The sequence below is a fragment of the Paenibacillus sp. cl6col genome (genome assembly GCF_900102125.1).
Classification (GTDB): domain Bacteria; phylum Bacillota; class Bacilli; order Paenibacillales; family Paenibacillaceae; genus Paenibacillus_B; species Paenibacillus_B suaedae.
On sequence record NZ_FNAZ01000012.1, the window covers coordinates 87,357 to 111,959 of the forward strand.

General features: G+C 48.2%; 25 protein-coding genes. 14 read left to right on the plus strand and 11 right to left on the minus strand.

Annotated elements, in window-relative coordinates:
- Positions 1-27: 27 nt before the first annotated feature.
- Complete coding sequence (locus BLS15_RS24720; protein WP_090514281.1) at positions 28-1,086, minus strand: NAD(P)/FAD-dependent oxidoreductase; 1,059 nt, start codon at positions 1,084-1,086, stop codon at positions 28-30.
- A 200-nt stretch (positions 1,087-1,286) separates the two neighbouring features.
- On the opposite strand from BLS15_RS24720, the gene BLS15_RS24725 reads away from it, so the two are divergent.
- The 4 genes from BLS15_RS24725 to BLS15_RS24740 all read left to right on the plus strand — a co-directional run bounded on the left by BLS15_RS24725 (position 1,287) and on the right by BLS15_RS24740 (position 5,107).
- The gene (locus BLS15_RS24725) at positions 1,287-2,087 is read left to right on the plus strand and encodes an ABC transporter ATP-binding protein (protein WP_021257410.1); all 801 of its coding nucleotides are present in this window, start codon (positions 1,287-1,289) and stop codon (positions 2,085-2,087) included.
- Positions 2,084-3,013: an iron-hydroxamate ABC transporter substrate-binding protein gene (locus tag BLS15_RS24730; RefSeq protein WP_021257411.1), complete on the plus strand. Its 930-nt coding sequence runs from the start codon at positions 2,084-2,086 to the stop codon at positions 3,011-3,013. Before BLS15_RS24725 ends, BLS15_RS24730 begins: the two co-directional genes overlap by 4 nt.
- Before the next feature lie 79 nt (positions 3,014-3,092).
- Positions 3,093-4,103, plus strand: a complete 1,011-nt coding sequence (locus BLS15_RS24735) for a FecCD family ABC transporter permease (RefSeq protein ID WP_028533295.1) — start codon at positions 3,093-3,095, stop codon at positions 4,101-4,103.
- Positions 4,100-5,107: a FecCD family ABC transporter permease gene (locus BLS15_RS24740; RefSeq protein ID WP_028533294.1), complete on the plus strand. Its 1,008-nt coding sequence runs from the start codon at positions 4,100-4,102 to the stop codon at positions 5,105-5,107. The genes BLS15_RS24735 and BLS15_RS24740 overlap by 4 nt, the downstream gene beginning before the upstream one ends.
- Before the next feature lie 147 nt (positions 5,108-5,254).
- Here BLS15_RS24740 and BLS15_RS24745 read toward each other — a convergent pair whose 3' ends face one another.
- Entirely contained in the window at positions 5,255-6,061 is an 807-nt protein-coding gene (locus tag BLS15_RS24745) for a helix-turn-helix domain-containing protein (protein ID WP_021257414.1), read from the minus strand.
- Positions 6,062-6,315: 254 nt separating this feature from the next.
- Between BLS15_RS24745 and BLS15_RS24750 the strand changes: the two genes are divergently transcribed.
- The 5 genes from BLS15_RS24750 (at position 6,316) to BLS15_RS24770 (ending at position 9,914) form a co-directional block, all read left to right on the plus strand.
- Positions 6,316-7,167, plus strand: coding sequence for a transporter substrate-binding domain-containing protein (locus BLS15_RS24750; protein ID WP_028533293.1), 852 nt, complete (start codon positions 6,316-6,318; stop codon positions 7,165-7,167).
- Positions 7,168-7,210: 43 nt separating this feature from the next.
- Positions 7,211-7,963, plus strand: coding sequence for an amino acid ABC transporter permease (locus BLS15_RS24755; protein ID WP_021257416.1), 753 nt, complete (start codon positions 7,211-7,213; stop codon positions 7,961-7,963).
- Complete coding sequence (locus tag BLS15_RS24760) at positions 7,926-8,678, plus strand: amino acid ABC transporter ATP-binding protein (RefSeq protein ID WP_090514284.1); 753 nt, start codon at positions 7,926-7,928, stop codon at positions 8,676-8,678. Before BLS15_RS24755 ends, BLS15_RS24760 begins: the two co-directional genes overlap by 38 nt.
- 35 nt (positions 8,679-8,713) lie before the next feature.
- On the plus strand, positions 8,714-9,502 hold the full coding sequence (locus BLS15_RS24765) for a DODA-type extradiol aromatic ring-opening family dioxygenase (protein WP_028533291.1): 789 nt from the start codon (positions 8,714-8,716) through the stop codon (positions 9,500-9,502).
- 88 nt (positions 9,503-9,590) lie between these two features.
- A complete protein-coding gene (locus tag BLS15_RS24770) occupies positions 9,591-9,914 on the plus strand; it encodes a hypothetical protein (protein WP_090514287.1) in 324 nt (107 codons plus the stop codon).
- Positions 9,915-10,167: 253 nt separating this feature from the next.
- On the opposite strand, the gene BLS15_RS24775 is transcribed toward BLS15_RS24770, so the two are convergent.
- From BLS15_RS24775 to BLS15_RS24795, 5 genes are all read right to left on the minus strand, one after another.
- Positions 10,168-10,998, minus strand: a complete 831-nt coding sequence (locus BLS15_RS24775) for a carbohydrate ABC transporter permease (RefSeq protein WP_028533289.1) — start codon at positions 10,996-10,998, stop codon at positions 10,168-10,170.
- Complete coding sequence (locus BLS15_RS24780; RefSeq protein ID WP_090514290.1) at positions 10,998-11,885, minus strand: carbohydrate ABC transporter permease; 888 nt, start codon at positions 11,883-11,885, stop codon at positions 10,998-11,000. The genes BLS15_RS24775 and BLS15_RS24780 overlap by 1 nt, the downstream gene beginning before the upstream one ends.
- A 240-nt stretch (positions 11,886-12,125) precedes the next feature.
- Positions 12,126-13,511, minus strand: a complete 1,386-nt coding sequence (locus BLS15_RS24785; RefSeq protein WP_090514293.1) for an extracellular solute-binding protein — start codon at positions 13,509-13,511, stop codon at positions 12,126-12,128.
- A gap of 697 nt (positions 13,512-14,208) precedes the next feature.
- Positions 14,209-14,949 carry a Bax inhibitor-1/YccA family protein gene (locus BLS15_RS24790; RefSeq protein WP_090514296.1) on the minus strand — a complete coding sequence of 247 codons (741 nt, stop codon included), beginning with the start codon at positions 14,947-14,949 and terminating at the stop codon, positions 14,209-14,211.
- A gap of 204 nt (positions 14,950-15,153) precedes the next feature.
- Entirely contained in the window at positions 15,154-16,293 is a 1,140-nt protein-coding gene (locus tag BLS15_RS24795) for a DNA cytosine methyltransferase (protein ID WP_090514299.1), read from the minus strand.
- A gap of 310 nt (positions 16,294-16,603) precedes the next feature.
- On the opposite strand from BLS15_RS24795, the gene BLS15_RS24800 reads away from it, so the two are divergent.
- Entirely contained in the window at positions 16,604-17,503 is a 900-nt protein-coding gene (locus BLS15_RS24800; RefSeq protein ID WP_021257425.1) for an SDR family oxidoreductase, read from the plus strand.
- Positions 17,504-17,645: 142 nt separating this feature from the next.
- On the opposite strand, the gene BLS15_RS24805 is transcribed toward BLS15_RS24800, so the two are convergent.
- Positions 17,646-17,987 (minus strand): zinc ribbon domain-containing protein YjdM, encoded by a 342-nt coding sequence (locus BLS15_RS24805; protein WP_072729239.1) that lies wholly within the window; start codon positions 17,985-17,987, stop codon positions 17,646-17,648.
- A gap of 311 nt (positions 17,988-18,298) precedes the next feature.
- Here BLS15_RS24805 and BLS15_RS24810 point away from each other — a divergent pair, with 311 nt between their 5' ends.
- The 3 genes from BLS15_RS24810 to BLS15_RS24820 all read left to right on the plus strand — a co-directional run bounded on the left by BLS15_RS24810 (position 18,299) and on the right by BLS15_RS24820 (position 21,859).
- Positions 18,299-19,378, plus strand: coding sequence for a Gfo/Idh/MocA family protein (locus tag BLS15_RS24810; RefSeq protein ID WP_021257427.1), 1,080 nt, complete (start codon positions 18,299-18,301; stop codon positions 19,376-19,378).
- A complete protein-coding gene (locus tag BLS15_RS24815; protein ID WP_090514302.1) occupies positions 19,375-20,229 on the plus strand; it encodes a Gfo/Idh/MocA family oxidoreductase in 855 nt (284 codons plus the stop codon). The genes BLS15_RS24810 and BLS15_RS24815 overlap by 4 nt, the downstream gene beginning before the upstream one ends.
- 145 nt (positions 20,230-20,374) lie before the next feature.
- The gene (locus BLS15_RS24820) at positions 20,375-21,859 is read left to right on the plus strand and encodes an N-acyl-D-glucosamine 2-epimerase (RefSeq protein WP_090514395.1); all 1,485 of its coding nucleotides are present in this window, start codon (positions 20,375-20,377) and stop codon (positions 21,857-21,859) included.
- 103 nt (positions 21,860-21,962) lie between these two features.
- Here BLS15_RS24820 and BLS15_RS24825 read toward each other — a convergent pair whose 3' ends face one another.
- From BLS15_RS24825 to BLS15_RS24835, 3 genes are all read right to left on the minus strand, one after another.
- The gene (locus tag BLS15_RS24825) at positions 21,963-22,199 is read right to left on the minus strand and encodes a helix-turn-helix domain-containing protein (RefSeq protein WP_021257430.1); all 237 of its coding nucleotides are present in this window, start codon (positions 22,197-22,199) and stop codon (positions 21,963-21,965) included.
- 15 nt (positions 22,200-22,214) lie between these two features.
- Positions 22,215-22,703: a DUF2975 domain-containing protein gene (locus BLS15_RS24830; protein WP_021257431.1), complete on the minus strand. Its 489-nt coding sequence runs from the start codon at positions 22,701-22,703 to the stop codon at positions 22,215-22,217.
- Positions 22,704-22,846: 143 nt separating this feature from the next.
- Positions 22,847-23,731: a LysR family transcriptional regulator gene (locus BLS15_RS24835; protein ID WP_021257432.1), complete on the minus strand. Its 885-nt coding sequence runs from the start codon at positions 23,729-23,731 to the stop codon at positions 22,847-22,849.
- Between the two features lie 120 nt (positions 23,732-23,851).
- Here BLS15_RS24835 and BLS15_RS24840 point away from each other — a divergent pair, with 120 nt between their 5' ends.
- Positions 23,852-24,592 carry an SDR family NAD(P)-dependent oxidoreductase gene (locus BLS15_RS24840; RefSeq protein ID WP_021257433.1) on the plus strand — a complete coding sequence of 247 codons (741 nt, stop codon included), beginning with the start codon at positions 23,852-23,854 and terminating at the stop codon, positions 24,590-24,592.
- The last annotated feature ends 11 nt before the right edge of the window (positions 24,593-24,603 follow it).

Consider the following 24,603-nt stretch of genomic DNA (forward strand, 5'->3'; position numbering starts at 1 on the left):
AAGCCTTGGTGCGTCCCTTCGTTATCATTATGAATTCATCATCTGCTTCACAAGCTCACGGTTGCGTTCCTTGAACACATCGTTGTGGGAAGATACCATTCCCCAGCTATTTGCATCCGGCTGAATGAATTGCTTCGCCTTATTCACCGCGTTGGCCGCATCCTGGAAGGCGCCTGCTATTAAGTGCAGCTTCCCGTCATGATGCAAAATATCCCCTGCTGCGTACAGCCCAGGAATCGAAGATTCACTGCTGGCATTGCCCGCCACATAGAAGTCCTCTACCTGCTCAATCTTCAATGCACTGTTGCCAATCAGGCTCGAATCCCGCTCATAGCCATGGTTTATTATTACTTCGTCAATCGGCAATATCTCAGTTTCGCCTGTCGCTTGATTCGTCAGTTCTACTCGCTCAATTGTCTCATGGTTGTCCGCTGCAATCAGCTTCGTAATGGAAGTATTGAAGAAGCACTCTATGGAGCTGTTCATCAGCTGCGTAATCGTTGCCTCGTGACCGGACAGGGACTCCTTATCCTTCCGGTACGTCAAGTATACTTTCTTCGCAACCGGCTCCAGTTCGTTCGCCCAATCAATGGCTGAATTGCCGCCGCCTGAAATAACCACGACCTTATCCTTAAACTTCCGGAGCGATTTCACCGTATAATTCAAATTCGTTACTTCGAAGCGCTCCGCACCTTCAATATCAAGCTTAGTCGGGTTCAAAATTCCGCCGCCAACTGCCACGATGACCGTCTTGGAGTAATGCTTCTGACCGGAGGCTGCCTCCAGTACGAAAATACCATCCTCATTGCGAGCAATCGATTCGACCTTCTCATTAAGTACAACCTCAGGGTCGAACGTCAAACCCTGCGCCACCATTTGCTTAATTAACTGTGCCCCTGTGAGAGGTGTTAGTCCACCAACATCCCAGATCATTTTCTCTGGATATACATGCACCTTGCCGCCAAGCTGTGGCTGATACTCGATCAGCTTTGTTTTCATTTCACGAAGTCCACTATAAAAAGCAGAGTACAGCCCTGCTGGGCCTCCTCCAATGACTGTCACATCAAATAATTGTTCCTGATCCATTTCCCTTTCACTCCTCAGAAACTTGTTGGTATTGATTATCATTATCAATGATATCCGATTCATCACCCTTTTACAACAAAAATTACTATTGACAACCGATATGCAGGAATTTATATTATGGAAAGAAATGATCTTGATAATCATTATCAATTAATGTCGATAACGCTCGTTCTTTTCCATAAATAAATGGAGGTTGAAGCATGGCTCGCCTATATACAGATGATTTAAGCATTGGTTACGGTGAACGCTTAATTGTCAAAAATCTAAGTGTACCTATTCCCGATAAAAAGATCACAACGATCATTGGCTCCAATGGCTGCGGTAAATCTACACTGCTCAAAGCAATTACACGCATTATTCCCCACCAATCCGGGAATGTCATCCTCGACGGTGAGAACATTGCCAGAGAAAATACGAAGCTGCTGGCCAAGAAGATGGCCATTCTGCCTCAAACCCCGGAAAGTGCTAGCGGGTTAACGGTTGGCGAGCTTGTCTCCTATGGCCGATTCCCTTATCAGCGCGGCTTCGGACGCTTAACGAAGAAAGATATCGAAGTTATCGACTGGGCATTGGAAGTGACCGGAACGATTGATTTCAAATATCGCCCTGTAGACGCCCTCTCCGGCGGCCAGCGCCAGCGCGTCTGGATTGCAATGGCCCTCGCCCAAGAGACGGAGATCATCTTCCTCGATGAACCGACAACGTATTTGGACATGGCTCATCAGCTTGAAGTATTGGAGCTGCTGCAGCGCTTGAATGATGAGCAGGAGCGTACCATTGTCATGGTTCTCCATGATCTCAATCAAGCAGCACGATTCGCCGACTACATCATCGCAATGAAGAACGGCGAAATCGTTAAGGCTGGCGATTGTGAAGAGGTTATGACCTCAGATGTACTGAAAAAGGTGTTTCAAATCGATGCTGAAATCGGACGGGATCCTCGAACGAACAAGCCGATGTGTATCACATATAACTTAATTAAAGGAGCAACAGCATCATGAAGAAGTGGTTCATCCCCTTTATGCTCATATTCGTGCTCGCGATTAGCGCCTGCACAAGCCCTGCTGCCGAGCCGAAGAAAGATGCAGCAGAGAACAAAGAAAGCAAATCTGACACAATTACATATCAGTCAGAAAATGGGCCTGTGTCAGTTCCTGCTGATCCGAAGCGCGTTGTTGTATTGGCATCCTTCGCTGGTAATGTCATGGCGCTGAACGTAAATGTAGTCGGAGTAGATGCATGGGCGAAGCAGAACCCTCGCTTTGAGTCAAAATTGAAAGATGTTGCAGAAGTGTCTGATGAGAACCTGGAGAAAATTATTGAACTGAATCCGGATCTGATCATCGGATTGTCGGGAATAAAAAATGCAGATAAGCTGAACCAAATTGCCCCTACCGTTACTTTCACTTACGGCAAGGTCGATTATCTAACACAGCATCTGGAGATCGGCAAGCTTTTGAACAAAGAAGCTGAAGCTAAGGCTTGGATCGACGACTTCAAGAAGCGCGCTGAACAAGCTGGCAAAGACATTAAAGCCAAAATCGGTGAAAATGCTACTGTTTCGGTTATTGAAAACTTCAATAAGCAATTGTATGTGTACGGCAACAACTGGGGCCGTGGAACGGAAATTCTGTACCAAGAGATGAAGCTGAACATGCCGGAAAAAGTCAAAGAAAAGGCATTGGGACCTGGCTACTTCGCACTCTCTACTGAGGTTCTTCCGCAATTCGCAGGCGATTATGTCATTCTCAGTAGAAACAAAGCTGGCGATAACTCATTCCAAGAAACGGAATCGTATAAAAATATCCCTGCCGTGAAGAACAATCGCGTGTTCGAGGTTAATATGAATGAATTCTATTTCAATGACCCGCTCACATTGGACTTCCAATTGGAGACATTCAGTAAAGATTTCGCGGCAAGCAAGTAACGTCTGGAGAAGGAATTCTTATAATTAAGAATTCCTTTTCCTGTATTCTAAGCACCATTATGAGAAAGGGACATTATGCATGGTGAACTCGAATCAACGTACGATTCCGTTTATAGGCAAATTAATTGTCGGAATCCTCTTATGTGCAGGAATGTTCGTCGTGGCAATGGTATTCGGCGCGGCTGACACTTCACTGCGCGATGTGTGGCTTGCCCTTACGTCGAATGCTACAAGTGACAACATTTCCGTTTTACGAGATATCCGTCTTCCACGCGAAATAGGCGCGATGGTCGTCGGTGCCGCCCTAGCTGTAGCAGGTGCGATCATGCAGGGCATGACACGCAACCCGCTTGCTGATCCTGGCCTGCTCGGGCTTACTGCTGGGGCCAATGCAGCGCTGGCCATTACACTGGCATTGATTCCTGGCGCCAACTATTATGCGATTACAATTGCTTGCTTCATTGGTGCAGCGGTTGGTGCATTCATCGTATTCGGCATCGGTGCAATGAAGCGGGGAGGCTTCTCCCCGCTTCGTATCGTTCTAGCTGGCGCTGCCGTCACCGCTTTCCTCATCGCGGTAGCGGAAGGAACAGGTCTTTATTTTAAGATATCTCGGGAAATTTCCTTATGGACTGCAGGTGGCCTTATCGGTACCAATTGGAGTCAGCTTCAAATTATCGTTCCCGTAGTCCTCGTTGGTATCTTGATTGCAATTGGCTTCTCCAGGCAGCTGACCATCCTAAGCCTGAATGAAGAGGTCGCTGTGGGTTTAGGTCAGAAAACACTCATGGTGAAGATCATTCTATTTATCGTCATCGTTCTGCTCGCTGGCGCATCTGTAGCACTTGTTGGCAATATGGCCTTTATCGGACTCATGATTCCTCATATTGTACGAGCTATGGTCGGCACGGACTATCGATTTATATTGCCAATGTCCATTTTTACGGGCGCTACCTTCATGCTGCTTGCCGACACGCTCGGACGAACAATCAATAGCCCGTACGAGACACCTGTAGCAGCCATCGTTGCCATGCTGGGTCTGCCCTTCTTCCTGTTCATTGTACATAAAGGAGGCAAAGCATTCTCATGATCTTACCCTCTCTGTTGAGAAAGCAGCGGCTTATTCTCGTATTGCTGCTCGGGCTTATTCTGCTAACTGTCATCGTCGGAATGGGTCTCGGATACTCATCATTATCCTATGATCGGCTGCTCCCTACCCTGCTTGGGCAGGGGACGTTCAAGGAGGACTTCGTGCTGTTTTCTATCCGAATGCCGCGCATCCTGATTACACTCCTATCCGGCATGGCTCTGGCTTTATCAGGAGCCATCCTGCAGGGCGTAACACGCAATGATCTCGCCGATCCCGGAATACTTGGTATTAATGCTGGGGCCGGTGTATCTATTTCGGTGTTCTTCCTGTTCGTTCCCATAGACATGGGCTCATTCGCATATATGCTGCCTCTTGTCGCCTTTATCGGGGCTGTGCTTACAGCAGCTCTTATCTATCTATTTTCGTATCAACGGACATCAGGGCTGCAGCCTGTACGGCTGGTGCTAACTGGTGTCGGTTTCTCCATGGCATTATCAGGAACGATGATCGTGCTTATCTCCTCTTCGGAAAGGGCTAAGGTTGATTTCATCTCGAAGTGGCTTGCGGGGAATGTATGGGGTACAGATTGGCCATTTATCTGGGCGATACTGCCTTGGCTGGTTGTATTGATCCCCTATACCTTATATAAAGCGAATCGTCTGAATCTGCTGGCACTCAATGAGCCTGTCGCAATCGGGGTAGGCGTATCCATCGAGAAGGAACGACTGACATTGCTGATTGCTGCCGTTGCACTAGCTGCCGCAGCCGTCTCCGTGACTGGCGGAATCGCCTTCATTGGATTGATGGCGCCGCATATTGCCAGAGCATTGGTCGGCCCAAGGCACCAGCTGTTCCTTCCAGTAGCGATACTGCTAGGCGGCTGGATGCTGCTGGTGGCGGATACGATTGGACGCAACGTGTTGGAACCTGATGGTATTCCGGTCGGCATCGTCGTCGCACTGATTGGTGCACCATATTTCGTCTATTTATTATTGAAAAAGTAATATAGATGTTATGCCCCTCCTACTCCTTCAACGAGTTAGAGGGGCTTTTTATATGTCCATCTTCCGTGCAAGAAGAACAGAATATCTAATCTTCCGTCTTGGCTTATTGCTACTTGAACTATCGGGTGATTGATGCGGCGGATGAACTCATAGCTGTTCCATGTACTTTTTAGGCGTAAACGTACTGAATTCCTTGAACTCTTTAATGAAATGATTCTGGTCGTAATACCCCAGCTCCATCATCTCCTCCAATACCCCCTCATAATTCAAACGCAGCAGGGCGTCCAATACATGCTGAAAACGCACGATACGGCTGAACAGCTTCGGGGACATCCCTACATACTCATGAAATACCTTCGCAATATATCGTGACGAATACCCTGTATGCTGCGATAAATCAGACATACTTCGCGATCCGCTGCTGCTAATGATTTGCTCCGTTACATGCTTCAGCCAGGACGGTGTCTCGTCCTCTTCTTGGATAAGCTGGCGATAGAACGATTCGAATATCGCGATTCTTGCCGGCATATTGTTCGCTGCCGCAATTTGCTCCAGCAATATGGAGGAATTGCGGATCACATCCGCTAGTGGGATTTCGCGATCAGTGAACTCATGGGCGGGATAGCGAAGCACATGCCTGCCATAGCCGGGGAAGAAGCGAATCGCAAACACATCACAGTTCCCTTGGCGGAATCCGCCTTGCTTGCCTGAAGTCACCGTTCCGCATACGTTAGCGCTTGGGCGATCCTGATCACAGCAAATCATAATATCAATACTTCCATCAGGCAGTATCATCATCGGATGGCTGCTTGCTTCGTTCAAGGAAAACGTATAATACTGAATCCCCATCGGCTTGGGATAAGCCGACAGCCGATTGTCGAAGTAGTTCATCTGCTTCCGTTCAAAGGATGGCTGATGAGGGAAATATCCCAGGTTGTCAGGCTGTGCATTCATGACACGATCACCCCCACATTAATTGTATTTATCCTATCGGATTAATTATATTAAAATCAAATCTTCTGTGTGCTGTCAATCCTCCTCGACCCTCATTTCCTCTGGATCCCTCATAGCTGAAGTAGCTGTCCTTATCAACAAATTTAGCGCTGTTCCGATTTTTACTATATTTACACCCCGATATCCCGTAAGATGGCAAACAAATAACCGTATAGGATTACTCGGATATAGAAGTCGAGGGAGGAACGCCGAATATGAACAAGAAGAAAAGAATACTCTGGTCATTGACCGTAACAGCTGCAGTGGCACTCACCGTAATCGCCACAGGATGCAGCAAGGCAGCCGATCAAGCATCATCTACCGGCGAGCAGAAGGTCAAGACCTTGCTAGTCGGCACGAGCGGCGGGCCGAAGCCTTATGTGTATGTGGATCCGAACAACAACCTCGATGGCTACGACATTGCTGTCTTGAAGGAAATTGACAAGCTGCTCCCGCAATATGACATTCAGTTTGAGAAGACCGAGTTCCCAAGCATATTCGCTGGCATCGACTCTGGACGATATCAAATTGGCGCCAATAACATCACCAAGAAGCCGGAACGCGAAGAGAAATATCTATTCGGCAACGAATACTACTACTTCAATCGCACCGTGGTAGTGGTGAAGAAAGGCCGTACGGACATTGCATCCATTCATGATCTTTCAGGAAAAACGATCCCAATCAGTCCTGGCGGTGGATTCGAGCAGCTGTTCGTCGAACAATTCAACAAGGAGCATCCGGACAAAGAGATTAAGCCTGCTTATACCGAACAAGATCAGATCAAAACCTATCAAGACATTTCCAATGGAGCAGCCGATTTCACCTTTGCTGAAAAAGTCATGCTGAGAGACATTGAGAAGGAATACGGCATTGCGCTTGATACCGTAGAGCTTCCTAAGGAAGAAATCGAAAAGATTCAAAACCCGAAAGCCTATTTCATATTCAGCAAAACAGGCGACGGCCCTGCCATTCGCGATGCATTCGATGGTGCGCTGCGCACACTGCTGGACAATGGCAAGCTGAAGGAACTGTCCATTCAATATTTAGGAGCCGACTATACGAGATAATCAAGCCTGCTCCATTCCAAATATCCATAAAGAAGTGATGTGCATGCCCAATTTATTTGATGTAGAACTCGTGTTCAGTCAAATTCCTGAACTGCTTGCGTACTTGCCGATCACGCTAGGAATTGCCTTTGCATCCATGCTTCTTAGCCTACTGATCGGCCTTGCGACGGCACTAATCAAGATTAAGCAAATTCCCGTGCTCCGCTCTCTGTCGGCATTCTATGTCTCCTTCATGAGAGGGACACCGATTATCGTTCAGCTCTATCTGGCCTTCTATGCGGTTCCGATGGCTATGCAGTATATCAATTATTATTACGGGACGGACTACAATACGAACCATATTCCGCCGATGATCTTCGTGCTCATCACCTTTGCCTTGAATGAAGGAGCCTACAACTCAGAGAGTATTCGGGCTGCTATCCAATCTGTCGATAAGGGTGGCATTGAAGCCGGATATTCTATGGGTATGACAACAACGCAGGTTCTGCGCCGCATCATTTTGCCCGAAGCGCTCGTCGTTGCACTGCCAACCCTCGGCAATTCTCTAATCGGGCTGATTAAGGGCACTTCACTTGCCTTTGTATGCTCGGTTGTGGAGATGACAGCCGCAGGCAAGCTGATGGCTTCCCGCAATTTCCGCTTCTTCGAAGTGTATGTGTCGCTTGCGATCATTTACTGGCTCGTGACAATTGTGATAGAGCGCCTAATTGCGCGTTGGGAAAAGCGGCTGAAGGTCAACGAGAGGAGGGTGGCAGCTGATGATCCGAATCCAGGGCTTACACAAAACATTCGGTAAACATGTCGTGCTGCACCATGTGGATCTGACGGTTGAGGAAGGTCAGGTTGTCGCCATCATCGGCCCTTCGGGCTCAGGCAAGTCTACACTGCTTCGCTGCCTGAACTTCCTGGAGACACCGCAAGCGGGCTCAATCGCACTGGGCGACTATGAGCTTAATATGTCCAAGGCGACGAAGCGCGATATTCTGTACTTGCGCCGCAATACCGCAATGGTATTTCAGCAGTTCCATTTACTGAAGTACAAGACAGCTCTTGAAAATGTTATGGAAGGTCTCGTGACGGTACAAGGAATGAAGACACAGCAAGCCCATGACATCGCAAGCAGCTACTTGGATCGAGTCGGACTTCAGGATCGGAAAGACTACTACCCTCGCGAGCTATCAGGCGGTCAGCAGCAGCGTGTGGGCCTTGCCCGGGCACTCGCCCTTCAACCGAAGATAATTCTGCTCGATGAGCCAACCTCTGCACTTGATCCGGAGATGGTCGGCGAAGTGCTTAACGTTATTCGGGCAGCTGCCAAGGAAGGACGGACGATGATTATCGTATCTCATGAGATGGGGTTTGTTCAGGAAATTGCAGATAAAGTGATCTTCTTCGATCAGGGTTCGGTCGTGGAAGAAGGAACACCGAAAGAAATCTTCAGAGCTGCGAAGCACGAGCGGACGAAGCAGTTCCTCTCCCGTGTCAGCCGACCTGCTGATTATGTGATTTAACGCTAAGAGCTATAAAAAAGGAAGGTGTGTGAATCATGTCCACCGCTACAACGACTTCAGCGCCTGTATTATTTCTTGCACATGGATCGCCGCTCATCGCCATTCAGGAGAATGACTATACTCAATTTTTAGCTCAATTTGCCAAGGATCTGCCTGTAAAGCCAACTGCCTTCGTCGTATTCACTGCACATTGGGAAGTGGAATCCAGCACGCGAATAACGTACACGGACGATACCTACCACACCATTCATGACTTCGGTCCGTGGTGGATGGATGAGATGTTCGCCGTACAATATCCTGCTAAAGGAAATAAAGAGCTGGCTCTCCGTATCCACAATCTATTCAACCAACACGATATCCAGAGTGAGCTGGACGCCGAGCGAGGGCTTGACCATGGCACATGGTCCTTGCTCAAGCAGTTCGATCCGAACGCTTCCACTCCTGTCGTACAGTTGTCAGTGAATCCGAATCTGAGCGCCAGGGATCAATTCTTGATTGGCCGTGCCATTCGGGAGCTGCAGCATGAAGGTGTGCTCATTATCGGAAGCGGCGTGACCGTTCACAATCTGAGCCTGCATAGCGACGTAACTGAATCATGGGCGCTGGAATTCGACGATTGGCTGATTGACAACATTGAACGCAAGAACTATGATGCTCTATTCAACTATGCCGAAGACGCTCCCTACGCGAAGCTTGCTGTGCCTACACCGGAGCATTTCGTTCCGATCCTGATCGCACTAGGAAGCGGAGAACCAGAACGCGAGGCTAAGGTCATCTACCGAGATTATGCAGGTCTGCTTAGCTATTTGTGCTATCAATTCTGATCTAGGCCTGAGGGTATCTGCGGACAGTCTTGTTTACACGCCATATTGACCATATTGAATAATTTTAAACGAAATGGAGGCGATGAAGATGGCGGATTGGTCGCGAGTACTGCCATTTACCCCTGAATCAGCGGAGCTTATCCCTGAAGCGATCGGAATCTTCGTGTTCCTGACGAAGCAGCTGGACAATCGGATGTACAAAGTCCTCTATGTGGAACAGACTGCGAATTTGCGTGCACGCTATCTCGATTACGTGAATGGAGAAGAGCCGTATCTGCTTGAACATGCCGTAAACTATCGATACGTTGTCGAGCCCCAGCAAGAAGCGCGTGATGCGGAAGAGAGGCTTGTGCTTACTGAAGGTTCCCCCACATTGAACTTGATTAGAAGCGGTTCTCTATCCATCATCTAATCACGCCCATTCACCCTCGTATCATCCTCCGTCGAACAAAGGCCTGCTCTCATGGGTAGGCCTTCTCGCGTATGGGAAGAGGGCACCCTCCTTCCCCAAAGCATCCCTTTCAAGGTACTGAAACCGATATGAGATAACGAACATGCACAATTGCATGCAACCCACTTCCTCTATCCAACATGACAAAGGCTGCCCTCTATGACGAGAAGACAGCCCCATTCCCCAATTCTAGCTATTTGCTAAATCAATTAGATTACCCCTTAACACTTCCTGCTGTCACACCTTCAATAATTTGCTTTTGCAGAACACCATAAATGACAATGACAGGCACGACGCTGATCGTAATGGCCGCAGTGAGTGCCCCATAGTTCATATTGAACTTGTCGGCAAAGGATACGACTGCAACTGGCAGCGTACGCAGCTCCTGATCGGACAAGAACAGGTTCGCCATAATGTACTCGTTCCAGTGGCTGATGAAGTTCAAAATAAAGACCGTGACGAGAGTTGGCATCGTCAATGGGATAATGATACGGCGCAGCAATCCATAAGTGGATAGTCCATCCATAACCCCTGCTTCTTCAAGCTCTGTCGGAATCGACTTGAGGAAGGCAGCGATGACGAACGTCGTTAACGGGATGCCGAATGCCGCATACGGAATCATCAGGGCGAACGGCGTGTTGTAGATGCCGAAGTCCTTAATCATCATATACAACGGTATAAGCAGCGATGCGGGTGGAATGAGGATCGACAGTAGCAGAAGCCCCATTACGAGCTTGCTTAGAGACGGGAACCTCATCCGTGTAACTGCATAAGCAATCGCTGTAGAGAGAAGTATGGTCGCGGTCGTCGCGATCACGCTAATGTATAAGCTGTTCACGAAGTACCGGCCTATATGTGCACTCGACAAGGCATTATCATAATTGTCCCAGCTTAACTTCGCTGGCAATCCCCAAGGATTATTGAAGATCTCTGTATTGTCCTTGAAGGAAGAGAGCACAACGAACAATATAGGGAAAATAACGATGACTACGTAGATGAGAAGCACGGCATGAGACAGAATACGCTTGGATCGATAAGCCCTCATTAGTATTCCGCCTCCTTCGACGTCTTCTTGTTAATGATATGGTAAATGAGCGAGAGAATTGCGGTAAATACCGTAATGATGATCGCAATGGCATTCGCATAACCGAAGTCGCCAAGCGCATATGCCTGCTGATACATGTACGTCGCCATAACTTCAGAGCTGCCGAATGGCCCGCCGTTAGTCATGATGAGTACAATATCCAGCGCCTTCATGGCACCCGTGATGGAGAGCAGCATCGTTACTACAATGACTGGGCGAATGAGCGGAATGGTTAGCAGCCATGCCTTGCGCCAGCCGACCGCACCATCTATTTCTCCAGCCTCCAACATTTCCTTCGGAATCGCGAATATACCCGCCAACACAAGGACAATGTAGAATCCTGTCCATTGCCAAGCATTGGTCACGAGTACGGACAGCATTGCGGTATTCTCATCCCCCAGCCACAATCTTGTCCATGTATCGAGGCCGACTGCTTTCAAGATTTGATTGAGCAGACCTGCATCGGGAGAATAAATGAACTGCCAAATAACCGCAATCGAAGCGGTTGAGAGGATACTCGGCATAAATACAGTCAGCTTGTAGAAATCAAGCATCCGCCTTACATCGCTGACCAATATGGAGACGAACACAATAATGGGTACCTGAATGAATACGGAGAAAGACACAAAATAAATATTGTTCTTGAACGCGATCCAAAACTTCTCATCAGACAATGCCTTGGCGAAGTTATCGAATCCGTTAAAGACTGGCTCCGTAATGCCGTCCCAACTCGTTACGGAATATTGAAGCGACTTGAATAGAGGCACTAAATAGAACGTAATGTAAAGTGCCAGTGCCGGAACTACAAACAGAAAGAAAGCGACACGATTCCGGAGTATCTTGTTCATGATTCACATCTCCCATTATCCGGTGAGCGTGGGGCCATAACCGGGACAAAATGATAGGAAAACACCTGCTGGAGTCCGTTCATAGATGAAGACTGCCTGATCAGCTGCTATTTCTTCCTGGTCAGAGCTGTAATAGCTGTAATAGCTGTAATGCCTAACGAACCAGCCGTACGCATCAACCCTGATAAGAAAGGGGAACCACAGCGCTGCTGCGGCCCCCAACTATGCAATACGACGAGATTATTTCCCTTCCTTATTGCCCTTTTCTTGTGCTTGCTGCATACGCTCAGCTGCCTTCTCAGGCGTGAGCTTGCCGCCAAGAACCTCTTGTACCGTTTGCTCCAATGTTACCTTCACACTCTTCTGTACGAGCGCATCAAATGCCGGGAATGCACCTTTTGCAGAGCCTTGCGATTCGCCGAGCGCCTTCACTAATTCCGTACCACCCTCGACACCGGTCACACCCTTCATAGCAGGGATACGGCTGGATTCAACGAGACTGCGTTTTTGTTCCTCGACCGTGTATAAGTTTTTAATGAATGCTTTAACGGCCTTCAGCTCATTGTCCTTCAGCGTAGCGGAGAAGCCATAGCCGTTCGACCAACCGCCATTGATCAAGCCGTCGCCAGGACCGCCAACATCAGGCATGCGGAAGAATCCAGCTACATCCTTCACTGTAGAAGTATCTCCTGTAATTGCATTTGCTGCCCAGCTGCCATCGAACAGCATCGCAGCCTTGCCTGTGTAGAAATTCGCTTGACCTTGCGGATACTTGAGACCAAGTACGTTCGGGTCAATGTAGCCTTTATTTTTGAAATCTTGAATGCGCTTAAATGTCTCGATGATTGCTGGATCTGTCCACTTTGTCTTTCCGGAAGCAAAGCCTTCTTGCAGCTCTGGTCCGCCCAAGCCGACGAACAGGGAGTTCACAAGCATGTTGGCTGCCCAGCCATCCCCTGCGCCTGAGCCCAACGCGATTGGTGTAATACCTTTTGCTTTCAAGGCTTCACACACTTTGATCAATTCATCCCATGTCTTAGGCACTTCTACGCCCGCATCCTTGAACAGTTTTTGGTTGTAGAAGAAGCCTTCAATATAACCAGCCTCGGGGAGGCCATAAATTTTACCGTCCACTGTAAATTCCCTTAAGTTAAAGAATGCATCCTTCAAGCCCAGTTCATCCAAAATCCCAGTCAAATCAAGCAAACGTCCTGCCTTAGAGTACTTCACCGTGTCATCGCCACCGAACAGGTTGAAGATCGGAGGCTGCGTGCCAGCGGACATTTCCGCCTTCAGCTTCACGTCACGGTTAACTGTATCCTCTACCCCGTCCAACTTGAACTTCAAGCCAGGAACATCCTGTTCTGTCTTCGCCACAACATCCTCCAGCTGCTTCAGCGTCGCCTTCGCAGTGTCACGGACGTTGATGTGACGAATGACCATGGAGAATTCTTCAACCTTCTCCTCTTTAGCAGGTTCTTGCTTCGCAGGCTCCTGCGGTGTTGTCGTTGTTGCCTGCTCCTTCGCTGGTTCAGCCGGTTTTCCAGCATCTTTACTACCGCAACCAGACAAAGCCATCATGCCCATCAAGGCGATAATCATTAACAACATCAAGCTTTTTTTCATCTCATAACACTCCCGCATGTTCAAATTTGTCCAAGCCTAAAAAAATGGCACTATCCTACCATTCAAGCTTCTGCGTATCTTGGAGTTAGCGAAATGAGGCTGTATCTTGTTGACTGTTGTTGGTATAACCCTCTTTTGAATTGTTACGGTGGATATTACAAAGTCATTGTGGCAGCGATCACCTCCTTGCCAGAATCAAAAGCGGAATGAAATATGATCATGATGTAGGCGAATGCTACCGAGAAATTGTAAAAGTGTGGTCTGGCAATAATTAAAGCGCTTTCGAAAGGAGTGAGGACTCGATTAATTAAAGCGCTTACGAAACTGGGTAAGAAGATATTGCCCTATACGGTGATGAGGATAAGATGAATGTCTATTCGGGAAAAAGTAAATTTGGATGTGAATATAAGAATGGATAACGGTAGTACCGAGACTACTCGTGGCTGGTGATGCAGGCTCGATAACTACTAGGTCTAATTGCTTACATTGTAGAGGGATACAGGATGCTACTACAAGGGTGAATTCCTCTACTCGAGGGATAAATTTAACGAAAATGGAGCCTATATTAGCTATAAATGAGCAAAGCACTTCCCATATGCCTAAGAGTGAACAGCTTATGTCAGCCTACTCTCTCTACAGAAGTAAACGAAATAAGCCATCCCTAGAGAGGAATGGCTTAAAAATACAAGTAGACCTATTAATCTCGGTTAGCGATCTTGGCAAGCAAACGAATAATCTCAATGTACAGCCATACAAGCGTCACGAGCAATCCGAATGCACCATACCACTCCATATACTTTGGAGCGCCCTGCTCCGCACCTTCTTCAATCAAATTAAAGTCAAGAATGAAGTTCAATGCTGCAATGATGATAATAACGACAGATATTCCAATGCCTATAAGCGAGCTCTCATGCAAATAAGGAATGGTAATACCGAAAAATCCCAAAATAAAGCTGGACAAGTAGACAAGGGCAACTCCTGCTGTCGCCGTAATGATACCTTTACGGAATCCGTCTGTCGCCTTGATTAGTCCAAGCCTGTACACCAGCAGCATGCCCATGAATACGCACATTGTCAGCAATACTGCCTGAAGGGTGATTCCTCCTTGCCATGCTTCGAACCTTGCAGATATAGCACCCAAGAAAAGTCCCTTGGCTATCGCATAAATCGGCGTAAGGAACGGGGCCGTTGTCGGAACAAAGCTGATAATAAGTGCTAGAATCGCGCCGCCTATTACTCCACCTATTAAATATGGATTCATATTGTATCCATTCGCGAACATGGTCCACGATATGACTGCCGCTCCAACAAGCAGCGCCAGCGCCATGAACGATTTATTGACGGTACCGCTGATCGTCATTCGTTCTTGATTCTCATAGTTACCCTGATTTGCAAACGTTTCTTCATTAAGCGTTGGATTTCCGCTACGTCCGATCAATGAGTATACCTCCTAATTATTGGTTCCATCTATTGTATCATATGCATGTCATTCAGCCTATATGGTTAATTAAATGATTCATGTAAACCTCTTAAAGTCCTAACCGCGAAAGGTGATTCTACTTATTTTTCTACACATATGGATGCACAAAAAAAGTGCAGCAATGATCTCTGCACCTTTTGTATTCCTTATAAGCAACCCATGTTACCTGCTTGCTGCTGCTTCCATTGAATTCGCTTCTTGTATCTCTGTAATGCGCTCAAGCAGCTGCATAATCGAACTGCCCAGCACTCTTGCAAGACGAACGGGAACTGCATTTCCAATCTGCGTATATTGCTGAGATAATGTGCCTGCTACATGATATTCCTTCGGGAATTCTTGCAGGGCAATGTATTCCTCAATGCTTATCGGACGATCCTCATACGGGTGTCCGAGATTCGTACTCTTCTGAATGGGCGAGGTCAGCAGCGTTGGGGCTGGCCGATCGACCCATAGGCGCCGATAGAAGCCTACCTTGCCTCCGCCTGATTCATAGGCGCCGCCCATAGCCAGTTCTACGAACTCCTCGGGCAAGCTTCGCCAGTTGCCTCCACCCTGCGGAATCATGTGCATGTAATACAATCTCTCCGGTGAATACCGAGGGTAATGATGCTCTTCTACGTTCAAGTCGCGCAAAACATCTCCAAGCTTCACCCATCTCGCCAGCCCTTCGCCGCCCTCAGCGTCATGTGTCTTGGCGGGAAACGCATATGTTGTACTCAAGTCCTTGCGTACGCCGACAAAGAATACCCGCTCCCTCGACTGAGGAACCCCGTAATCAGCTGCTTTCAGCAGTTCAAAGGTCACATTGTATTCATGGAAATGCTGGAGCAAATGTGTGAGCGCACTGCCGGGCATCTCCTCCGGTTCAAGCGGAGCATGCTCCTCTCCCCGCTGGCGCAGTGGTCTATGTTTCAATGAAGCAGACAGCAGTCCGCGCACATTTTCCAATAGAAATACCTTGGGGCGTGTCTCCTCCACCAGCTGCGCGAACTTCAACATCGCATTGCCGCGCGGATCTTCAAATGCCTGCCTTTTGCCCGCCGTGCTGAATGATTGACAAGGACTGCCGCCGAACATGAGATCAATGTCCTGCCCCTCATCCAAGCCTGCCTCTCGATAGATGCGCTCCCGAGAATAGTCCGAAATATCGCCTTCGACCACATTCATATCCGGATAGTTTGCCCGAAGCGTCTCGCAAAATATAGGTTCTATTTCAAGTGATAGTTTAATATCGAAGCCTGCCTGGTGAATGCCTGTATCGAGTCCACCAGCACCTGCAAAAAAAGAAATTGCCGTTGCCATAATTGCCACCTCAACCTGTTGTTCTACCTCGTATTATACCATCTCCCTTCTGACAGGTCCATGAGCGTAACCGACTTGTGCTTGTTTATTATTTGCCAAACTCGCACAGGTACAAACTATTCCTACGTTAATTATAGAACTAGGAAGATGTGTTCGATGGGACAAGTCTCTTGTTTGTATAACATGTTCGCATTCCGTTTGCACAATAAAGTCTCCGCCATGTGTCACGATCGTACTTCCGAAGCACCAATTTAGGAGTAGGCGAATATCCTGCCTGTAAGTTTATGAAGCTACAGGAGGATGTCTTGCCATGATTCCGATGATTCCTTATTACAGCTATGAAACGCAATGTCGCCAAGTCCCCCTTACCTTCCCGCCGCAGCATCAGAATGTGCAGCCAGGACTTGAATATTTGATGCACCCTCTGCCAATATCCGATAATCCAGGCTACAAGGGCAGCGGCAAACTGGCGGGCAAGGTAGCGATTATTACTGGTGGTGACAGCGGCATCGGACGTGCTGTTGCCATCGGCTTTGCCAAAGAAGGGGCAGACGTTGCGATCGCCTATCTATATGAGCGTGTGGATGCAGAGGCAACCCGCCAAATGGTCGAAAGCTATGGAGCTCGATGCTTGCTGCTTGAAGTCGATCTCCGTCAGCCAGCACACTGCCAAGAGGTCGTCCGCAGAACAATCGAACACTATGGTCGGCTCGATGTGCTTGTGCTGAACCAGGGCGTTCAGTTCCCTCAGGAAAGTCTGCTCTGCATTTCTGACGAACAGCTGGAAAATACGTTCCGCACGAACATCTTCCCAATGTTTTATTTGACCAGAGCCGCCCTCCCTCATCTACAGCCGGGAAGCTCCATCATCTCAACCGCTTCTGTAACCGCATATGCAGGCGCCCCCTTGCTAGTTGATTATTCCTCTACCAAAGGAGCCGTCGTATCCTTTACACGTTCATTGTCACTGCAGCTTGTTGATAAAGGCATACGCGTCAACGCTGTCGCTCCAGGCCCGATATGGACGCCGCTTACCGTATCCAGTTTCTCAGCTGACTATGTCTCGACCTTTGGGCGCGATACTCCAATGAAGCGTGCCGGACAGCCATTTGAACTTGCACCAACTTATATTTATTTAGCTTCCGATGATTCCTCCTATGTCACAGGTCAGGTGCTTCATGTAAATGGCGGTATCATGTCCGAAAGCTGAGCATACGAAGAACAACGTTGTCAGCGTGACCCCCTCGTCGCTCAGCGATGCCCAATTTCAATCTTGCAAATTGAATAGCGGATACAATAAAACCCACCTGTGACAGTTGTCTAGGTGGGTTTTACATTTTCGCATAGCTCGCTTATATCTTTTTTACAAATTCAGACTTCAGCTTCATTGCGCCAAAGCCATCGATTTTGCAATCAATATCATGATCGCCGTCAACAAGGCGAATATTTTTCACCTTTGTTCCGATTTTGATCACGGAAGAGCTTCCCTTTACCTTCAAATCCTTAATGACAGATACCGTATCTCCGTCGTTCAATATATTGCCGTTCGCATCGCGAATGACCTTGTCATCTTCCGAATGGCTAGCATCTGCATTCGCAGACCACTCGTGCCCGCATTCCGGGCATACCAGCATATTGCGATCCTCATACGTATATTCCGATTGGCAGGAAGGGCAGTTAGGCAAATTAGACATGTTTCATAACTCCATTCATTCTATATTTTCAAATCAGTAAGCTCTAAGTATATGGGATTGATGGCAAGGATTCCACTATATATGGGATTTGTCCGGAATCTGTAAAATATGCACGCCCATTGCAGTAGCTATGTAGAAGACGTAGATTGAGGCGATCCCTACTCGAAAATCGAACAATAATCCCAATTTTATATACGAAAGTCAAATTAATTAAAGCGCATACATGCTACCATGGGAGTACTTATTTCGCAAGTCACTAGAACTAATTCGGCCTAGTTCCTTACTGGCCCCATACCTTGGAGGGATTCGATATGAGTAAAACGATTGTTGCCATTATCGGCTGCGGGACGATTGCCAACAGTGCCCACATCCCGTCTTATATGGCGAATTCAGAGGTAGAGATTAAGTATTTCTGCGATATTCGTAAGGAACGGGCAGAGCAAGCTGTCGAGAAGTACGAGTGTGGGGAAGCAATTGAGGATTATCATATCATTCTGGATGATCCGGAAGTCGTAGCTGTGTCCATCTGTACACCGAACTATTGCCATGCCTCCATCGCGATTGATTGCATGCGCGCAGGCAAGCATGTGCTGTGCGAGAAGCCAGCTGCCAGAACGTATGCAGAGGCACTGGAGATGCAGAAGGTGCAGCATGAAACAGGCATGACGCTGAACATCGGGGTCGTAAATAGGTTCAATACTGGCGTGAATATTATTAAAAAGATGATTGCCGACGGCGATTTGGGCGAACTGTACCATGTTTACGTCAGCTTCCGCTCCCAGCGTTCGATCCCTGGTCTTGGCGGGGACTTCACGAACAAGGCTGTTGCCGGCGGCGGCGCACTCATTGATTGGGGCGTACATTTCCTCGATATCGTGATGTACTGCACGGGCGATCCAGATCCGCAGACCGTGACCGGTCAGGCTTATAGCAAGCTGGGCACGGATATGGAGAACTACTCCTACATCAACATGTGGGCAGGGCCTCCGAATTATGCAGGCACGTACGATGTAGATGACTTTGTAACGGCAATGATCCGCACTTCCGGTCCTTCCATTACAGTCAATGGCGCTTGGGCTCAAAACATTGGCGTGGATGAAATGTACATCGACTTCCTAGGCGATAAGGCTGGCATCCGCCTGCAGTACGGCGCAGACTTCACGATCTACAGCGCGAAGCATGGGGCTCTGATGGAGAGCACGCCGAAGTTCAATAAGACAGATATGTTCCAGAACGAGATTGACAGCTTCATCTCCTGTATTAAATCCGGCGAGAAGCTGCCTTCCCATATTGATACGGTTATTCTGACTGCCAAGATGCTGCAAGCTATTTACGATTCATCCGAACAAAGAAGGGAAATCTCGTTCGCGAAGGAAGGTTCGTTCGCATGAAGAAGATCGGGTTTATCGATTATTACTTAGACGAATGGCATGCCAATAATTATCCAGCATGGATTCGCAATGCTTCTGAAGGAACCATGGAGGTCGCCTATGCCTATGGCCTGAAGGATTCGGAACATGGGCTCAGCAATGCTGCATGGGCGGAGAAGCATGGTGTTCAGCTATTGGACAGCATTGAGCAAGTTGTCGCGCAGAGTGATTACCTAATCGTGCTCGCCCCTGACCATCCAGAGCAGCACGAAATCCTTGCTGAGCTGCCGCTGGCTTCTGGCAAGCCGACGTATATCGATAAGACGTTCGCCCCTGATCGGGCTGCGGCCATTCGATTGTTCGAACATGCTGCTAAGCACGGCACGCCGCTATACTCCTCATCGGCCCTGCGATATTCAGCGGAATATACCGAAGCAGACCGTGATGGGATTGAGGTTATAGCCAGCTTGGGGCCTGGTGCATTTCATAACTACTCCATTCATCAGATCGAACCGATTGTTTCGCTGATGGGAGCAGACGCGAAGCGAGTAATGTCTATTGGAACGAAGACAGCCCCTGCGCTGCTGATTGAATTCGGGGATGGCAGGCAAGCGACAGTTCGCCATCTTGGCGACGAATGCCCATTTACGATGGCAGTAAAATATCACTCAGGCAGCAGCCGCATCTTGAAGGTGGAATCGGACTTCTTCCAGCTGTTCGCCCGCGACTTGGTTGCTTTCTTCGAGTCTGGTCATGCGACTGTTCCGTCTGAGCAGACAATTATGATTATTTCCATTATTGAAAATGGAATGAAAGCATTGCAGCAGCCGTATGAATGGATTGAGCTCCCTTGCGCTGCTGTCCATTCGTAATGCAAGTGAAAAGTGAAATGGACAATTTGCATTTCATGAACCAATTCGTTATAAAGTAACAATAATAATTGAGCCACAGTAGGCTCTGGTTCAACATGAGGCAGAGGTAATGCAGCAAGAAGCTGGCATAAGAGGAGGTATTGTGATGTTTTCATTTCGTTCGTTTCGCAATTTCGGATTAACCGGTTCCCTTACGGATCGCTTACCTCCTCCCATCTTACTGTCATCGATCACGAATACATCGCCCAAGCAGAAGCTGCATCCCTGCTCACCACTTGCGAAACAACATTCCCCTGCCCTTGTAGGGCCTACGATCCAGGTAGATCCGACTTTCCGCTATTATCAAGATCGCTCGGCAGCCAGCATTGCTGATGAGATTATCCAAAATGGCTTTGTGGGCGTCCATTATTTCGTCGTCAACGAAAACAACGTCAATCGTGAACTCATTGAGGCATTCAAGCAGAGAGGGTTGTACGTATGGGCGCTTGTACTCGGCAACGGATCTTACTCCGTAGAGGGATTCCCTCCGGAATGGCCTAGCTGGCAAATGGAACTGCTGAAGCCTGTGAATGACGGTTACTATCGCTTCTCCCCGCATAGTAAGGACTATGTCCAATGGAAGAAGCAGAAGCTCGCCCAATTGGTACGCGATTATCCTTTTGACGGGATCGAGGTAGCAGAACCGTATTTCCCTGAATGGGACGGAATTAAGCGTGGTGTATACGGCGATGTTGGCCCCCTTGCCCAAGCGGCATTCAAGGAACAGTACGGGCACCCACGCATACCGAACTTCACCAATCCACGCGATCCAGACTATTATCTGACCAATAAGGCGCTATATCAGGATTGGATCGATTTTCGCGTCAAAGCGGTGAACAGCTTCCTGAATGAGGTCATGAACGGAGAAGGCGGAGTACGAGAAGCCCGATGCGACATCCTAGTGGCTACTTGGTCGCTGGCGATAGACGCCGGACCTGACTCTGTTGCCAAGCTCCGCGAGCTGCAAGGGCTCGATGCTGCGGCGATGATCTCGGCCGTTCAGCCTGACCTTCACTTCCTGCAAACGCATTGGCCAGATTGGATGAAGCCGCAGAGCAAGCTGCCGCCACAGTATATTCGCAGCTACCAGAACTTCGTGGATCAGATACGTGCCGTCCATCCGAACATCCCGCTAGGTGTGCAGGCCGATATTGGCTCTACCCTGTCAATGGTGAAGGATCGCAGCTGGCTTCAAGAATTCGGCGAGGTAGCACAGGACATGGGGTTCTCTACTTGGACTGCCTATGAATATCATCTCGGCAAGTATATGTACGACGAAGCCCCTGTTCCGACTGCGGTCGCCAGACCACAGCGAGACAAGGTCGTGATATCGTTTCAAAAGCGGATTGATGAAGCTTCCGCCAAGCGTCCCGGCAGTGTGAGCATTGTAACGGGCAAGGCAGAGCTCCCCCTTCCACCAGAACTTATTTCTGTCGACGGCAATATGCTTATCATTCAATCCGATCAACTGCCGCAGTCAGCATTCTTCCTGCGAATTCAACAGATTGCGGATACACCTTCCTATTGGCTGTATAACAAGGATAAGCCCGCCAATGTGATGAAAGGCGTTACGATTGTGACGGTACAATAACAGACAACAAACAAAAAAAGCAATCCACTTGCCCCGAGGCCATTCGGACGGCTGTTGATTGCTTTTTGTGGTGTTCAGCTTATTGACGGATATCCCGCACTTCTTAGGTGTCCGAGCTGTCTCCCTGCTCTTCTTCATCCTCAACATATTCGAGAATATCGCCGGGCTGACAGTCTAAAATTTTGCATAGTGCATCGAGTGTAGAGAAGCGTACCGCCTTCGCTTTATTCGTCTTCAATATCGACAGGTTAGCCATCGTGATGCCCAATTGCTTCGAGAGCTCGGTTGAACTCATCTTCCGCTTGGCCATCATTACATCCAGATTCACGATAATTGCCACAACTATAACCTCGCTTTATATCGTTTGATCGTTTTCCTCCTTGATTCTCGCAGCCTCCTCAAACAACTGAGCCAAGGTTAAGCTCAATAACCCACCTGTTAGCGCAATGAACGTTACGACTACCATCGGGACGATAGTCGCCGCATACAAGAATAGATCGTAAGCGTATATCAAAAATACGGAACAACCATTGAACAAGATAATCTCAATAAATGCACAGACTGCAATGACTTTCAATGCCTTTGCGGTATGATAGGTGAACGGATTGCCGCCTACCGCTATTTTACTAAGTTTCTTGAGCTGAAATAAAGCCATCACAAACGGCACCGCGCATAAATAGATACTGCTCGTAATCACCGTCACCATGTCCTGATCTAGAATCGAATAGGCACTCTTCAAAAAGGCGGTCAGCAGTAAAGGAGTCGCCAAAAGCGCGAGCAAGGTTAACACAATACCGCATGCCACAATGATGTTCACAACTCTTGAACTCATGGATGTTTTCATTTCCCCAGCCTCAACTTCCGTTTTCTATGGATTTGAGACCCATTGTAGATCAGTATTTATTGTTAGTCAATAAATATTAACTCCTTAACAATAATTTCAACGTTTTGCAGACTTGTTACAGATAAGCTAAACATTCGTCCACATCAGTTCTGGCGAAGTTCCCTCTCCAAAAACCGATATATATTTGCGGCTGCACACTTTAACGGATGTTCCCCTGATCTACTAAGCATGCCGGACAGCATGTCCACTTCGACTCCGTCTATCGCTCGTACAGTTGTCCCTTCTGGTATCGGGTTCACCATTATTTTTGGGACTAAGGCAATTCCTAGCCCCCTTTGTACGTAATGCTGCAGTGCCGTCATGCTGCCAATCTCCATGGTGTCCATAGATAACTGTCCGGCTTCCCGCAGGATGAAATCAAGCTTTTTGCGATACGGACAAGTCGCTGCTGTGATCAATAAGCGATGCCCCTCGATATCTGCCAGTTGAATGGTATTGCGTGCAGTGAGCGAATGATTTTCTGGCAATAACAGAACAAACTTCTCTACGAATAGCGGTTCAAAGTGAAGATCGGTGCCTACCTCTGGAGACGAGCAAATCGCAAAATCAATTTCGCCGCGAAGCAGCTTCTCCGCCAATACAGGCGTGCTCGCAATTTCTACAGCAATACGAATCCTCGGATAGTTGTTCATGAATTGTGCGATCTGAATAGGCAGCCGATGGCTAGCCGTCGGTTCCGTTACGCCAATGCGGACTGATCCTGCTTCCCCGTTGCTCATATCCGCAATATTGATCTGCAGCTGTTCCATGCGATGTACAATATCCAGGCTCTGTTCGTAGAACATTCTGCCTGCCTCTGTTAGTTGAATCGTTTTTCCTCGGTCAAAAAGCTGTGCGCCCATCTCCTTCTCCAACTTCTGTATTTGCATCGTAATGGTAGATTGTGCGTAGTTCATTTCCTCTGCTGCACGGTTAAAGCTTCCGTATTTAACGATACACTGGAATGTTTTTAATGTTTTGATATCCATTAGCGTACTCCTGCTCATAAGTTCAATATTATTGAATCATCTCTTCATATCATTCAATTATACAGATAGATAGGCATCCGATACAATGGACATAGGATGAACAGGGAGAGGAGAATACGTATGAATTTGAAGCATAAAGTGGCAGTCGTAACGGGTGGAGGCACCGGAATTGGCAGGGCGGTCGCTCTTACTCTATCAAAGCGTGGAGCAGCGGTTGCCATTAACTACTCGCGTTCCGAGGCCGATGCAGAAGAAACCGTACAACTCATTCGTGCAAGTGGCGGGCGCGCCATAGCGGTTCAAGCTGATATTTCGCAAGATGATGAAGTTAGAGCAATGGTTGATAAGATTGTGCAGGCCTTCGGGACGATTGATGTACTGGTAAACAACGCAGGCATTACGAAGCATATTCCGATGGAGAATCTCGACGCTGCAACGGAGGACATATGGGATGAGATGTTCGGTGTGAATGTGAAGGGGATGTTCTACTGTGCGCGGGCCGCCGCACCTTATATGAAGGAGAAGCAGTGTGGTGCGATCGTCAACGTCGGCAGTATAGCTGGACAGACGGGACTCGGCTCTTCCCTTCCCTATGCGGTATCCAAGGCGGCAGTTCATGGCTTGACCAAATCCTTAGCACGAGCGCTTGCACCCAGCATTCGGGTCAATTGCGTCGTTCCGGGGGCGGTAGCAACAAGATGGTGGCTTGGTCAGGAAGAACGGATGCAGCGTCTGGCTCCGAATCTGTTGCTGCAGCGCATCTCCACACCAGAAGATATAGCTCAGTTCATCTGCTCCGCCTTGGAGCAAGAAGCGATGACGGGGCAAATCATCACGGTAGACAGCGGACAAACCCTGTAATCTGTGAAACG